13 protein-coding genes and 2 pseudogenes are annotated in these 13,806 nt (G+C 47.4%); 12 read left to right on the top strand and 3 right to left on the bottom strand.

Annotation, left to right across the window (positions count from 1 at the left end; translation table 11 throughout):
- Window positions 1-31: 31 nt before the first annotated feature.
- On the top strand, window positions 32-1,165 hold the full coding sequence (locus E0698_RS05490) for a tripeptidase T (RefSeq protein WP_192510861.1): 1,134 nt from the start codon (window positions 32-34) through the stop codon (window positions 1,163-1,165).
- Window positions 1,166-1,222: 57 nt separating this feature from the next.
- Here E0698_RS05490 and mciZ read toward each other — a convergent pair whose 3' ends face one another.
- Window positions 1,223-1,366 carry a Z-ring formation inhibitor MciZ gene (gene mciZ, locus E0698_RS05485; RefSeq protein ID WP_014282169.1) on the bottom strand — a complete coding sequence of 48 codons (144 nt, stop codon included), beginning with the start codon at window positions 1,364-1,366 and terminating at the stop codon, window positions 1,223-1,225.
- A 122-nt stretch (window positions 1,367-1,488) separates the two neighbouring features.
- Between mciZ and E0698_RS05480 the strand changes: the two genes are divergently transcribed.
- The 7 genes from E0698_RS05480 to E0698_RS05450 all read left to right on the top strand — a co-directional run bounded on the left by E0698_RS05480 (window position 1,489) and on the right by E0698_RS05450 (window position 7,091).
- The gene (locus E0698_RS05480) at window positions 1,489-2,100 is read left to right on the top strand and encodes an NUDIX domain-containing protein (protein ID WP_238353866.1); all 612 of its coding nucleotides are present in this window, start codon (window positions 1,489-1,491) and stop codon (window positions 2,098-2,100) included.
- A gap of 5 nt (window positions 2,101-2,105) precedes the next feature.
- Complete coding sequence (locus E0698_RS05475) at window positions 2,106-3,302, top strand: endonuclease Q family protein (protein WP_192510860.1); 1,197 nt, start codon at window positions 2,106-2,108, stop codon at window positions 3,300-3,302.
- A gap of 187 nt (window positions 3,303-3,489) precedes the next feature.
- Window positions 3,490-4,143, top strand: coding sequence for a stage II sporulation protein M (gene spoIIM / locus E0698_RS05470; protein WP_134913773.1), 654 nt, complete (start codon window positions 3,490-3,492; stop codon window positions 4,141-4,143).
- Between the two features lie 102 nt (window positions 4,144-4,245).
- Window positions 4,246-4,746 (top strand): ferric iron uptake transcriptional regulator, encoded by a 501-nt coding sequence (gene fur / locus E0698_RS05465; protein WP_134913775.1) that lies wholly within the window; start codon window positions 4,246-4,248, stop codon window positions 4,744-4,746.
- Window positions 4,747-4,911: 165 nt separating this feature from the next.
- Window positions 4,912-5,154, top strand: a complete 243-nt coding sequence (locus E0698_RS05460) for a YqzK family protein (RefSeq protein WP_192510859.1) — start codon at window positions 4,912-4,914, stop codon at window positions 5,152-5,154.
- Window positions 5,155-5,221: 67 nt separating this feature from the next.
- Window positions 5,222-6,157 (top strand): site-specific tyrosine recombinase XerD, encoded by a 936-nt coding sequence (xerD, locus tag E0698_RS05455; RefSeq protein WP_192510858.1) that lies wholly within the window; start codon window positions 5,222-5,224, stop codon window positions 6,155-6,157.
- Window positions 6,158-6,266: 109 nt separating this feature from the next.
- A complete protein-coding gene (locus E0698_RS05450) occupies window positions 6,267-7,091 on the top strand; it encodes a purine-nucleoside phosphorylase (RefSeq protein WP_192510857.1) in 825 nt (274 codons plus the stop codon).
- A gap of 93 nt (window positions 7,092-7,184) precedes the next feature.
- Here E0698_RS05450 and E0698_RS05445 read toward each other — a convergent pair whose 3' ends face one another.
- Window positions 7,185-8,396: an O-antigen ligase family protein gene (locus tag E0698_RS05445; RefSeq protein WP_192510856.1), complete on the bottom strand. Its 1,212-nt coding sequence runs from the start codon at window positions 8,394-8,396 to the stop codon at window positions 7,185-7,187.
- Between the two features lie 168 nt (window positions 8,397-8,564).
- Here E0698_RS05445 and E0698_RS05440 point away from each other — a divergent pair, with 168 nt between their 5' ends.
- Both E0698_RS05440 and E0698_RS26625 read left to right on the top strand, forming a co-directional pair.
- Entirely contained in the window at window positions 8,565-10,226 is a 1,662-nt protein-coding gene (locus E0698_RS05440) for a glycosyl hydrolase family 28-related protein (protein ID WP_192510855.1), read from the top strand.
- A 128-nt stretch (window positions 10,227-10,354) separates the two neighbouring features.
- Window positions 10,355-10,577, top strand: a pseudogene (locus E0698_RS26625) (DUF1801 domain-containing protein); the annotation flags it as partial.
- 69 nt (window positions 10,578-10,646) lie between these two features.
- Here the strand turns inward: E0698_RS26625 and E0698_RS05435 are convergent.
- Window positions 10,647-11,537, bottom strand: a complete 891-nt coding sequence (locus E0698_RS05435) for a LysR family transcriptional regulator (RefSeq protein WP_192510854.1) — start codon at window positions 11,535-11,537, stop codon at window positions 10,647-10,649.
- Window positions 11,538-11,648: 111 nt separating this feature from the next.
- Here E0698_RS05435 and E0698_RS05430 point away from each other — a divergent pair, with 111 nt between their 5' ends.
- Both E0698_RS05430 and E0698_RS27600 read left to right on the top strand, forming a co-directional pair.
- On the top strand, window positions 11,649-13,034 hold the full coding sequence (locus E0698_RS05430) for an MFS transporter (RefSeq protein WP_192510853.1): 1,386 nt from the start codon (window positions 11,649-11,651) through the stop codon (window positions 13,032-13,034).
- Window positions 13,035-13,328: 294 nt separating this feature from the next.
- A pseudogene (locus E0698_RS27600) lies at window positions 13,329-13,601 on the top strand (SDR family oxidoreductase); the annotation flags it as partial.
- Window positions 13,602-13,806 lie beyond the last annotated feature (205 nt).

Genomic DNA, 13,806 nt, shown 5'->3' with positions numbered 1-13,806 from the left:
GTAGCGTAAACGGGAAAGAGAGGGAAGTTCAATGACAGCAAAAGTAGTGAAAGAACGAATCGTACAAGAATTTATGGAACTCGTACAGGTGGATAGCGAAACCAAACACGAGCAGGAAATATCGCGTGTTCTGAAAGAAAAATTCAATGCACTCGGGCTGGAGGTAACAGAAGATGATTCCCGCGAAAGAACCGGACATGGTTCGGGTAATCTGATCGTAACCTGGAAAGCGGAAGGCGCGGAGCAAGCACCTAAATTGTTTTTTACCTGCCACATGGATACCGTTACACCAGGCAAAGGCATTAAGCCGCAGCTAGGTGAGGATGGATGGATTCGCAGTGACGGTTCAACAATTTTGGGGGCAGACGATAAGGCAGGGATTGCCGCTTTGTTCGAGGCGATTCGTGTCGTGCGTGAGCAGAAAATTCCCCATGGACAAATTCAGTTTGTGATTACGGCAGGTGAGGAGTCCGGTCTGTTCGGCGCGCGGGCAATGAAACCGGAATTGCTGGATGCAGACTTTGGGTATGCATTGGATTCCAATGGTGAAGTAGGCTCCATTTGTGTGGCTGCGCCAACGCAGGCTCGTATTGAAATGAAAATTACAGGAAAGTCCGCTCATGCAGGTGTAAATCCCGAAGATGGCATCAGTGCAATTCAAGTAGCCTCCAAGGCCATTTCCAAGATGAAGCTGGGACGGATTGATAAGGAAACAACCGCTAACATCGGTAGCTTCGAGGGTGGCGGAGCAACGAATGTGGTATGCGATTTTGTGCTGATTCGGGCGGAAGCACGCAGTATTGTGCAGGAGAAGGTGGATCAGCAAATTCAGCATATGCGTGAAGCTCTGGAAACTACGGCGCGCGAATTTGGTGCACAGGGCGAGTTCCGCAGCGAAGTCATTTATCCGGCATTCAGCTTTACGGAGCATGATGAAATTGTACAGGTGGCGCAGCGTGCTATACAAGGGCTGGGGCTGGCAACGCCGACCTTCCATTCGGGTGGTGGCTCGGATGCCAATGTATTCAACGGGCTGGGGGTTCCCACGGTGAATCTGGCTGTTGGCTACCAGAACATTCATACGACACAGGAAAAAATCAAGGCAGATGATCTGGTGAAGGTTGCCGAGGTGGTCGTAGCTCTTATTCAACAGGCGACGAAGTAAGACTCGGATGATACACATAAGGTTCAGGCTAAAGACAGGAACAGCGTTCCCTTGTCTTTAGACCTGAACCTTTTTTGGAACCATGAGCGAGGCGATAGTGGCAGCGGAGCCGTGTTCTTTTTGCCATTGCCTCAGGAGGGCTTGAATCTGCCAGGCTTTGCCGACAATATGGAGAGTGGTTTCGGTACGGTAGCTTTTCATTGGCGAATCTCCTTTGAACAGGGAAATTTGTTATAATACCACCATATGTCCGAAATGGACAAGTTAGACTAAAGTTGGCGATAGTTAATGAAAAGATAGATGACGAAGGAGGAAACATACTGATGAACAACCAAAAGAATAATCCAGTGAACGATCAAGTGAACAGCCCAGACCGCAAGCCTTATTCCAATCCTGCGTTGGAGGAAAAAACGGTATCCACGCAGCCCATTTTTGAAGGAAAAGTGATTACGTTGCAGGTGGACACGGTAGAGCTTCCAGACGGCTCCACGGGTAAGCGTGAAATCGTGAAGCATCCGGGGGCGGTGGCCGTGTTGGCGCTGAATGAGGGGAAAATGCTGGTTGTGGATCAGTACAGACAGGCAATGGGCCGCTGTGAGGTGGAAATCCCGGCAGGCAAGCTTGAGCGGGGCGAGGACCCGATGGAAGCAGCGGGACGCGAGCTGAGAGAAGAGACAGGCTATACTGCCAAGTCACTGAAGCTGCTTCACTCCTTTTATACTTCCCCCGGATTTGCGGATGAAATCATTCATCTGTATGTGGCTGAAGAGCTGGAGTTGGGAGAAATGGAACCGGATGAGGATGAATTTCTGGAGCTGTTCGAGGTGACGCTGGAGGAAGCACAGGCGCTCATTCGTGAAGGTCGGATTAGTGACGCCAAAACGATTCTGGCTGTCTATGCGTGGCAGCTTTACCAACATACAGGGAGCTTTTAAGCGGTATGAACGAAAATACGGTTGAACTTACAGATTACTATGCTGATCTCCATATTCATATCGGCAGAACGGAAAAGGGAGCTCCGGTCAAAATCAGTGGCAGTCGCGATCTGACCTTTGCCAACATTGCCAAGGAATCATCCGGTCGCAAGGGCATTGGACTGATCGGGATCATTGACTGCCACGCACCGAACGTGCAAGAGGATATCCACGCTTATTTGCATACGGGTGAAATGACGGAAATCAGCGGTGGTGGTATCGCGTACCGGGATACGGTTGTGCTGCTGGGAACGGAGCTGGAAATTCGGGCGGAAGGTCGTCCCGAGGCGCACATTCTCGCCTATTTTCCCCATTTGGCGGCGATGGAGGATTTTACGCAATGGATAGCTCGGCACATGAAAAATGTCAATCTCAGCTCGCAGCGTATCTATGCCCCGCCACGCGAGCTACAGCAGCAAATTTACGGCCGTGGAGGCATTATGGTGCCAGCGCATGTGTTCACCCCTCATAAGGGCATATACGGAAGTTCTGCGGCCCGTATGGAGGAACTGCTGGATATGCAGCTCATTAGCGGAGTGGAGCTGGGGTTAAGTGCGGATTCGTCTATGGCCGGATTGATCTCGGAGCTGGATCGTTTCAGCTTCCTGACCAATTCCGATGCCCATTCGCTCGGCAAAATTGGACGGGAGTACAACAAATTAACCATGGCAAGGCCGTGCTTTGATGAATTCCGAATGGCTTTGGAGCGTCAGGAAGGACGACGGGTGTCTGCCAACTACGGATTAAATCCAAAGCTGGGCAAGTACCATCGTTCCTACTGTCAAAGCTGCGGTACGATTATGGACGAGCAGCAGATGGCGGATGAACGCTGTCCTGCCTGTGGTCAAACCAAGCTGGTGCGGGGCGTACTGGATCGGATATGGAGTATTGCCGATCGTGAGCAGCCCGTGATTCCATCACATCGGCCGCCATACATTTACCAGATTCCGCTGGAATTTATCCCCGGTCTGGGCAAAGCCAAGCTGAACCATCTGCTGAATGCGTTCGGAACAGAAATGAATATTTTACATGAAGTCGCACAGGAAGAACTGGCGGTGGTTGTCGGAGACGCGTTGGCAGAGCAAATTGTCCTTTCCCGGGAGGGACGACTTTCTCTCGTATCTGGTGGTGGCGGAACATATGGCAAAATAGCTAGGCCATAGTAAGTCATGTCCTATTAGAGTCATATCGGGGTCTGCTTGTTCATAACCATTAAATATCTATGCCGTTGGCTTGGCACTCACTCGTGAATCTTCTTTTGCAGCGCAAGCTGCCCCGAACCCTAGCCATCAGCCGTCGGATTACGGTTGTTTTTTGGACAAACAAGCAGATGAAAGGGGCAGGACGTCGATGCAATGGTTTCGTCATACGTTAAAGGATCAGACGCCTTATTATGTTTTTTTGGCCGTGCTGTTTCTGGTGGGAGTCGTTTTTGGTGCACTGATGGTGAACGCGCTCTCGCTGGAGCAGCTACAGGATTTGTCGCGTTACCTGAAGGATTTTTTTGTGACGGTCAATCAAAATGAGCAGGGTTTTGCTGGTTTGCAAGCAACCTCAACCTTTTGGGATAGTGTGTCTCTACATCTAAAATGGGTCGGTTTAATCTGGGTATGCGGTCTTTCGGTCATCGGTCTTCCTGGCATTCTCGTACTGAATTTCCTCAAAGGTGTGTTGATCGGATTTTCCGTAGGCTATCTGGTAGGGCAATATTCGTGGAAAGGGCTGTTATTTTCCCTCGTCTCCGTGGCTCCTCACAATTTAATCGTCATTCCGGTGCTGCTCGTGTGCAGTGTGGCTGCGATGACCTTTTCCATTCATATGATCAAAACTAAAATACTCGCTACACGGCCATCTGTAGGCATGCTTCGTCCGTTGCTGTCCTACGCAGGGCTGACCGCTGCAATGATGTTGCTCCTCGTTGGTAGCGCGTCCTTTGAAACTTGGGTCACTCCAGTCATGATGCAGTGGGTTACTCCCATGCTGACTGCCTCCGTGTCTCCCTGACCCCGTTTCAAAATGTTTGACTTTATTTGTATAGACCCCCTATAATAATAGGAGTGAAAAAAAGTGCAGTGGGCAGTAGCTTTTGCAGGGGGAGGGAGACACATGGAAGCACGGATCGAAAAAATTAAGCAGCAGCTGCAATCCCAGGGCTACAAACTAACGCCTCAGCGGGAAGCCACCGTCAGAGTTTTACTTGAGAACGAAGATGATCATCTGAGTGCGGAAGATGTATTTATGCTCGTTAAAGAGAAAGCTCCCGAAATCGGTCTGGCAACCGTATACCGTACCCTAGAACTGCTAAGTGAACTGCACGTCGTGGAGAAAATCAATTTTGGTGATGGCGTTGCGCGTTATGACCTGCGCGGCGATACGACCAAGCATCACCACCACCATTTGATATGTGTGCAGTGCGGCAGTGTGGATGAAATACTGGAGGATTGGCTTGGACCGCTGGAAGAGCGTCTGGAACGGGAATATAACTTTACCGTAGTGGACCACCGTTTGGACTTTCACGGCATTTGTTATCGTTGCAAGACGAAGAACGATACGACCGCCCAGAAATTTTTGGGTAAAACCAAGAAAAACAAATCTCAGGATCAATAAGCTGACAACCCAAGCTCTCACCGGCGAAGACGCGTTCGGGGGGAGCTTTTTTGGTTCGGGATCTGCTATACGACATTAAACGGTATAAAAAGGAACAGCTTGTCATACCCTTCCATAGAGAGCCTTAACAAGGCCTATAATCTGGAAAAAAGGCGGCTGATTCACATGGTACTATCGTTGCGGAGAGGACTAAAATGGCTGCGTCTGTTCATACTGTTCGGGGTTTCGGCATGTATGTTCTACTATAGCCTCGGGTTGTTTAGGGATTGGATTACACCTGTGGATCATTACCGGATACCGGAAGGACATGCAGTCAAGGTATTCGGCGGGCAGGAATTATCCGACGTACCCGAGCATAAGACGGCAGTGTCGGAGCGTCTGCGTTTCTTTTACTGGTATGGAGAATAGCCCATGTAGACGCTGAGACTGATCCGACTGAACCGTTGTATGCAGGACAAGGAGACTTTTGGAACTCATGAAAATGTATATTCAACCTTTTGTTCGATATATGGAAGAGGAAAAGGGCTTGTCGCTCAGCACATTGGAAGCGTATCATCGGGACGTACAGAAGTTTGTCGAGTTTGCTGAAAGCTACGACATCGAGCAGCCGGACCATGTTCAACGCTCTCATCTGGTGCTTTATTTGGGACGCTTGAAGGAACAGGGAAAAGCCGCGGCGACAATTTCGCGCAGCGTAGCCTCTATCCGCTCCTTTTTCCATTTTCTCATTCGGGAGGGGATAACGGGTCATGACCCGTCTGTCTTGCTGGAGCTGCCTAAGGCCAACAAAAAGAAGCCTTCAGTGCTCACGCAGGATGAGATAGAGCGTCTGCTGGCAGCGCCGAATGTTTCCACCCCGCAAGGGGGACGGGACAAGGCGATGCTGGAACTGCTGTATGCGACAGGAATTCGAGTATCCGAGCTGATCGCCCTGAACATACGTGATGTACGCACCGATCTGCGTTTCGTCCACTGTGGAGGCGAGGCGGGCAAGGAACGTGTTGTGCCGATCAGCCGTGAGGCATCGCAGTGGGCACAAGCGTATATGGACGAGCAGCGTGCGTTGTTGCTGCGATCGGATGGGGAATCTCGGGTAAAACAGGAAGCCTTGTTCCTCAATGTATCCGGTCAGCGTCTCAGCAGACAGGGTTTCTGGAAAATGATCAAGAAGTACGGTCAGGAAGCAGGCATAAGTGAGGATATTACACCGCATACCCTGCGGCATTCTTTTGCGGTACATATGCTGGAGGGCGGAGCGGATTTGCGCTCCGTACAGGAGATGCTGGGCCATGCCGATCTGTCCACGACGCAGGTTTATGCGCAGACAGCCAAGCGAAGTATGAAGGAAGTCTACGAAAAGCATCATCCGCACGGCGGCAATCGTCCGTCCAGCGGCAAGGATCACATGTGACGAGACATTTACTAATGGTGATGATTATAGTCATTATTATAGTAATGATCACAGTGATAACGATCACAGCAACTATAACTAACGATTGTACAAGACAGGAGAGATGTTGATGTCAACAGCCAACCAAGCAACCATTCAGGAAGCAGCAGATTATATCCGTGCCAAGAGCGGAGTCCGTCCGGAAATCGGCCTTATTTTGGGCTCGGGTCTCGGCATTCTGGCCGATTTGATTCAGGATGGAATTAGTATTCCTTATCAGGATATTCCCCATTTTCCCGTATCGACGGTAGAAGGTCATGAAGGAGAATTGCTGCTAGGTACCATTGAAGGTCGCGCTGTAGTTATGATGAAGGGCCGCTTCCATATGTATGAGGGCTATGGCCCGCAGCTTACGGCTTTCCCGGTTCGGGTCATGAAGCAATTGGGTATTCAAAGTCTGCTGGTGACAAATGCGGCAGGCGGTGTCAATACGTCTTATGAGGCAGGCGATCTGATGGTAATCTCGGATCATCTCAATCTGACCGGACAAAATCCGCTGATTGGACCGAACGATGCAGCTCTGGGCGTTCGCTTCCCTGACATGTCGGAGGCATACAGCCGTCGCTTGCGCGAGATTGCCAAGCAAACCGCTGCTCAGCAGGGCTTCAGCTTGCAGGAAGGCGTATATGCCGGATTGCTGGGTCCAAACTATGAAACGCCTGCTGAAATCGTTATGCTGCGCACACTGGGCGCAGACGCGGTGGGAATGTCTACAGTGTCCGAGGTTATCGTAGCCCGCCATGCAGGCATTGAGGTGCTGGGCTTCTCCTGCATCACGAATATGGCGGCAGGCATCTTGGATCAGCCCCTGTCCCATGATGAAGTAATGGATACAGCAGAGAAGGTACGTGAGAAATTTTTAAATCTCGTTTTGGCGATCATTCCACAAATGTAGATTGTTATATCCCAAGAACCCCGTTTCCGAACGCCATCTAAGGCCGTAGGAAAACGGGGTTCTTTTTTTGCGTACTAATTCATTTGGTAGCCCCTAATGTGGCGGGGGTGTGCCGCATACTGTCGTGTTCGCCTTTTCTGCTATTAATAGTCTATGCCGTTCCTGTACCTTAATCACAATAACGATGAATATGATCCAGTAGATGGCCAGAGAATTTAGGAAGCGGCTGTCCGTAATGTTGTTTAACACGATGAATAAGAAGAATACGGCTGCTGTCAGCCATGTATACATATCGGTTTTACCGATTCTGAATTTAAATAAAGTGGTTATGACGAGTGTAATGGTTGCCAACAGTCCCGTAAGGCCAATATCGATCCACAGATCCCGAAATCCGCTGTGGCTGCTTGTCAGATCAAATCGAATTCCATTGGCATAGATGCTAGGCCGGTTTGCCCAGAAGGAACCGTAGCCATGACCAAACCAGTAGTGACTTTCAATGGCGCCTGCAATTCCCTGCCAGATTTCTGTTCTTCCAGTCAAGGTTGTTGTCTTGCCGAATTCCGATGCAATCGCATCCCCGTAACTAAAAGCGAACACAAGACCCAAAAGCACAAGCAGGCAGGAACTGCTAATGAAGAAACCACGCAGCGCAACACTTCGGATTCTTTTGAATAGCAATATAAAAAGGATGAACATGAACAGGGAAGAAGTCAGCAGCAACGAAGTAGTGGATTGGCATTTGATGAGCAGTAAGGCATTCAGCAAAATAAAGCCAACATGCAAAGCTTTGCGTGTTCCCCTGAAAAAATAAATGACATGTGAAACAAAACATAGCAGAGAGAGCGTTCCCAGTGTGTTTTTATGACCGGAAATACCTTTCCACAGCCCTGTATGTTCGACGCCCCCATGAATGGCAAAGGAGGGAATGAGCAATACCGCCAGTAGATTGAGTATGCTCAATATACTTAACGTAATGACCAACAGGCGGATGCAGCCTTGCGTCGTATAATGGGCAACCAGATAAAGTCCAAAGGTGGAAAAAGCAACGAATTTAAGCACCATCAGCATGGATGAGGTCTGTTCCTGTTCAGCCCATAAACAGGAGGCAGTTATGTACATAATGAGCAAGGTCAGCAACGGATTATCAGCCAAGGTTGCAATTAGCGGCTTTAGCGAGGGCAGCAGCATCAGATAGCTAAACAGCAGGATGAGCAGAGAAATTGCGATCACTCTGGGAGACAAGCCCTGACAGGCATAAGGAATCGAAAAAGCCAGTAAACCGGTCACTGTAAGGACAGTCTTCACACATTCACCACCTAGATACGATATGTATCTATTTTATACAAAACGTATCATTTTGTACAATAATAAAAATATATTCGCATATACTCAATCCATATTCAGAGAATAGAATCCTTCAGCCCTGTCTGAAAGAAGAAATTTTCGTTGTTTTCAAAAAGTGGAGGTGTTGGGGTGGCGGATCAGTATACAGATCATTTGAAATTGAATTTGAGTAGTTTGGGTGGTGTAAGCTTGACCCAACGGCAACTGGAAGAAAATTTTAAAAAGGTTGATAAAGAATTCAATCAACGTAGTGTGAATGCCAGTTGGTTTGGAGCCGCAGGTGACGGTGTTCAGGACGACACGGCCGCTTTGCAGCAAATGATCGATAGCACGCCTGACTACTGCATGCTTCGCATTCCCAGTGGTCGCTATAAAATAACGTCTACCTTGCATATCCGCAAACAGGGTATCCGCTTTTTTGGTACGCATAAGGGCAGATATCGACAGGGTAAGGGGGTTACTTCCATTGAATACTATGGTACGGGTCCATGTTTTCAAATTGGGGATGAGAGCCTCCCTACATTCAGTGGCTTTCAAAATGTACAATTCCACGATTTGTCGATCCGGTACGAGGGTGCCGTAAGAACCGCATTAAATAATCCGTTTTCACAGGCGGCGAAGCGTGGCTATTATGGCAAAGGTACTTTGGGGATTCAGGACTGGAAGGGCGGGGGAGTTGTACTGGATAATGTCTTGATCGAGCATTTCGAGACTGGTTTTTGGGGTTATGAAAGTGATGTGGATTTTTTGGAGAACGCGGAAATTAACTATAATAAAAGAGGAATTCATCTGGAAAACCGAAGCTCACAGTTTACGACCCTTGGGCTATTAACCATGGGCAATGATACAGCGCTCGATCTGAATAGCTCCAACGGGGCCAGATTTTTTGCCAGCCAGCACATAAAGGACGGAAGCTCAAGTGATATTCCCATTCGAATTGATGATTTTATGAATGCCGAATTTATAGGCTGCTGGTTTGAGGGGCTAAGCTTAGAACATAGGGTGACGGTTCCGTCTTTTATTCAAATTGGTGCCACGAAGGAGACGAAAAATGTTGCTCTTCGCGACTCCATTTTAGCCATCGCGGACAAATTCAGGGACAAAAACGACGACAACTACTGGTCAGTATGTGATTATTTTGTAGATGTGGTCATTGGTAAAAAAATTTTAGTAGATGAGGTGGGTGGATATCCACGCAATTTGAGGCATCTGGTTTCCTTCTCCGGCAACTCATCCACGCAGCAGGTGACGCTTCGTTCGCATTTGGATTTCAATTACATGGATAACCGTTATTATAAAAAGAACGGGACAGGGCAGGCTTTGCTACTAGTGGAGAAATATTCAAACAACGGAATCGAGCACTTGGATGAAACCTTTGTCAAGGCCTATCTGGGAGCAAGACAAAATATTCCCGCAGGCAGTTGGCAGAAGGTGAATTTTAACCAGATCAGCTATGATGAACTGACCGAGTTTGAGGCGACGGGCAACCGTTGGCGGGCCAAACAAGCAGGGAAGTACAGAATACAAGCCTATATTTCGACCGATTCTCAAGTGGATGGCAACCGTACACGGCTGGCGCTCCATGTGAATGATGAACAGGTTACTGGAGGGTCGGCGTATGCTTATCTTGATGATCGGGTGATTGGCGGGCTCAATTACAGTGCTTTGAGTGGATCGATTGAACTGAAGCTTGAAGCCGATTCTTTTATTGATATACGGGTGTTAAGCCAAAATAAAACGGATATTTTACCGGGTGGAGGTCTTACGTACCTCACGATCAGCCGAATGTAAGTCGCTTTCAAGTAGACGATAGACGTTCTTTCATTTTTGGGTAGTAATTGCTGTGAAACTTCCTTTAGATGTTTAATGCGCTCATGTTACAAGGATTTCATCTGCTTTGCATAATGATCGTAGATAGGACATTTATTATTGAATTTAGCGTAGCCAAACATCATTTGGCTGTGGCGCCTGAAAAGGCAGGAATTAAGCATTTTTCGATGAAATTGTGAAGGCTGGCTATGATCACACCAAGGAGTTGGTGCGTATCCGGTGGGATGGCCCGGTTGATTTCTCATTACTGAGAGAATGATTGAATTCAATAGTACGGAGAAGGCAAACTGTTCAACTTTTTGGCGGAAATAGGCATAGCGGATACCCTAAAAGAAAAGACCCCGCTCTCACATACAATGGAGAGCGGGGTCTTCGGGATGGTCATTCATCAATTGGTTTGGACATTGCACCGAAATAGTCTATAACAACGCTGCGAAACGCGATAGCTGCTTTCGAGATATATCTGTTTTTTTGCGACAATAAAGCAATCTCCCGCACAAGTCTCTGATCTTCTATCGGAAGATATGCAATGCGTTGCTGTGGGTTTCTTGCTGTACTTGGTATAAAGGCAAGCCCAATCTCCGCTTCCACTAGTGCGATTAATCTTGCAGGCTCATCTCCTTCATATACATACTTCGGTACAAACCCGACTGATTGGCATTTGGAGTCCACCAGATCACGAATGCCGTATCCTTTTTTCACACCCACAAACCACTCATCCTTAAGCTCTGCTAATGTGATGCTGCTTCGATCCGCATATCGATGACCAAGAGGCACCGCTACTACGATGGGGTCCTCGAATAGGATCTGACAGTCGATATCATCACCTTGGATCGGAGGAGAGGACAGGCAAAAATCGATCTCCCCTCGATGGAGAAGTGTAGACATGTCTTCCAAATTCACCATTTGTACATGAAACTGGGTGTTCGGCTTATTTTTCCGGAATTCCCGCAAGATACCTGGCAATGTGCTTGCTGTGGTGACTGCCAATTGGAGTGTACCGTGATCCGGGTTGGAGAGGTCAGCAATTTCCTGCTTTCCCTGTTCCAATTCGAATAGGGCTTTTTCGGTCCGGCGAAGGAATGTTCTTCCGAATTCGTTTAGCCGCAGCTTTCTGCCCAATCGATCAAATAACGGTGAGCCCAAGTCATCCTCCAATCGCTGTATCGTTTTGCTCAGTGAGGATTGAGTGACATACAACTTACCCGCAGCTTCCGTAACATGTTCACACCGGGCTAACGTCAGAAAATAGCGTAGCTGAAGAAGCTCCATTTCGCACCACTCTCTTATTCCTTTTAGTTCATCAAATCATAACATAAAATGCGTTGGAATAAATAACAGGATTCCATTAAGATGATCACAGAAGAAGGGGGTATATACAAAATGAACGCTCGAAATATATGGTTAATGATATCTGTCGGCCTGGGAATCATGCTGAATCCGTTAAATTCCTCCATGATATCTATAGCCATTGCAAGACTGCAACATGTGTATCAACTTGATGTTACGACCGTTTCGTGGATTATTTTTTCCTTTTACATTGCGAGTGCTGTAGCTCAACCGGTCATGGGCAAGTGCAGTGATCTGTTCGGCCGCAGAAAGATATTCCTTATCGGTCTGGTTGTTGTCTTCGTTTCCTCCATGTTAGCTCCGTTATCTCCCGGCTTTTCTTGGCTCATCGTATTCCGGATCGTTCAATCTGTCGGCACAAGCATGATGGTAGCCGTCGGAATGGCGATTGTAAGAATCCATGTTACTGAGAAACAGGCAGTCGCCTTGTCTGTCCTTGCGATGTTCCTATCCGGAGCAGCAGCGGTAGGCCCTTTTATTGGTGGTGTATTGATTCATTGGTGGGACTGGCCCAGCATATTCCTTGTTAATATTCCATTTGTAATCGCAAGCTTTATCTTCGCCTGGAAAACCATTCCCAAAGAGGAGTCATTCAAATCCACCTCTGGTGACATGTCCATCAGGAAATGGCTCCTGCTGATTGATGCGCCGGGCATACTCTTGTTCACAGTCGCTTTGGTGACTCTGCTAATTAGCTTGCTTTCAGTCAAATCAACCGGACATCTTTCAACATGGCACCTTATGGTAGGGGGGATCGGTTTGATTGCATTAGCAACTTTTATACGACATGAATTGAAAACACCATCCCCCTTTATTCCTCTGCGGGCATTTGCTATATATCCCGAAATGACCTGGGTGAATGTACAATTTATGCTGGTTAACACTCTTTTTTACGCTCTGTTTTTTGGAATACCGTCTTATTTGCAGCAGGTACGTCATCTCAACGAAATTCATACAGGAATAATTATGCTAACCCTCGGTTTATGTTCACTTATCAGTTCTCCTCTCGCAGGACGCTGGATCGACAAATCTGGAACGCGGCTGGCTTTAATCCTTTCTGCAGTGTTAATGACATTCGGGTCCGTATTAATCATCACCTTGAATGAAGCTTCGCCGATGTTCAGTGTAATCCTCGCCTTGGCTGTATTTGGTATAAGTAACGGATTGAATAGCGTCGGCATGCAGGCTGCCCTGTTCAAGAGCACACCAAAAGAAATGATTGGTGTCTCCTCGGGTATTTTTAATACTTCGCGATACCTCGGTACCATTTTGTCGTCATTGTTAATCGGAATCATCATGGGAGATACGTTCAGTGTAATGGGAATCCAGTTGCTAGGGGTCATCCTTACGGTATTTGCCACATCTTTGATCATCATGAACTTACGTCCCCAGCGATCCTCGGGCACGCAAGCGTTATAGTTCGGACATAATCAGGATTCAACGTCGAATTAGAACCGCCGCAATGGCGGTTTTTTTGTTTTGAGCTATTTAAAACATCGGATATTTCGTCCAACCCTTAGGTGTGGAAGGCAGTCACTTTTCACTTATGATGCCTGTTTAATACAAACAGCCACTTTTTTTAAACGAAATTTAAGATACGCATTAATACAGTGTAAAGTCGGACTAAAAAATATCATGTTTGCACCCAGAGAACTAGGGATATTAAATGAACGGGAAGTGCGCGATACAGCACTGCGTTTACTTGAGCGGGTTGGTACCAAGTTTGCTGTGCGTGCGATTTCTGAGGGTCTGCGTAAAGAGGAGTATGCCAACAATATTCGTACAACAATTATATCGCCAGGAATGGTTACGACTGAATTAACAGAATCAATCACAGATGTGAATTTCAAACCTGTCGTTGAAAAAATGTAGGAAGGCGCAATTGATGCAGAAAATATTGCTCGTTCCATTGCATTTGCGATTGAACAACCCTCGGATGTAGCTATTAATGAAATGATCATTTGCCCTACAAGTCAAGAGCGGTAATCTAAAAAGAATATTGTCTGCTTAGAGATGAGAATTTGTATAAACGGATAAAAAATCTTTTTGAAATAAAAGGGTACAGTTTAATTTTGGAAAATCCGCACCATGCTGACTCAGCTTGGTGCTATTTGATGTTTTCAGGCGTATGGAATATTTTTCTTCCATTCTGACGACAATGGTTAGCAGCACGCGAATAGGCTGGAGGACT

The organism is Paenibacillus sp. 23TSA30-6 (assembly GCF_014858585.1).
GTDB lineage: Bacteria > Bacillota > Bacilli > Paenibacillales > Paenibacillaceae > Paenibacillus.
The sequence above is the reverse complement of the archived record's forward strand: the minus strand, read 5'-3'. Positions and strand labels throughout refer to the sequence as shown.

Bases quoted from the DNA above. Each gene is read 5' to 3' on its own strand.
- E0698_RS05490 (WP_192510861.1), top strand. From the start codon at position 32: ATGACAGCAAAAGTAGTGAAAGAACGAATCGTACAAGAATTTATGGAA.
- E0698_RS05435 (WP_192510854.1), bottom strand. From the start codon at position 11,537: ATGGAGCTTCTTCAGCTACGCTATTTTCTGACGTTAGCCCGGTGTGAA.
- E0698_RS05460 (WP_192510859.1), top strand. From the start codon at position 4,912: ATGGTACTATCGTTGCGGAGAGGACTAAAATGGCTGCGTCTGTTCATA.
- E0698_RS05480 (WP_238353866.1), top strand. From the start codon at position 1,489: ATGAACAACCAAAAGAATAATCCAGTGAACGATCAAGTGAACAGCCCA.
- E0698_RS05475 (WP_192510860.1), top strand. From the start codon at position 2,106: ATGAACGAAAATACGGTTGAACTTACAGATTACTATGCTGATCTCCAT.
- E0698_RS05450 (WP_192510857.1), top strand. From the start codon at position 6,267: ATGTCAACAGCCAACCAAGCAACCATTCAGGAAGCAGCAGATTATATC.
- fur (WP_134913775.1), top strand. From the start codon at position 4,246: ATGGAAGCACGGATCGAAAAAATTAAGCAGCAGCTGCAATCCCAGGGC.
- mciZ (WP_014282169.1), bottom strand. From the start codon at position 1,366: ATGAAAAGCTACCGTACCGAAACCACTCTCCATATTGTCGGCAAAGCC.
- xerD (WP_192510858.1), top strand. From the start codon at position 5,222: ATGAAAATGTATATTCAACCTTTTGTTCGATATATGGAAGAGGAAAAG.
- spoIIM (WP_134913773.1), top strand. From the start codon at position 3,490: ATGCAATGGTTTCGTCATACGTTAAAGGATCAGACGCCTTATTATGTT.
- E0698_RS05430 (WP_192510853.1), top strand. From the start codon at position 11,649: ATGAACGCTCGAAATATATGGTTAATGATATCTGTCGGCCTGGGAATC.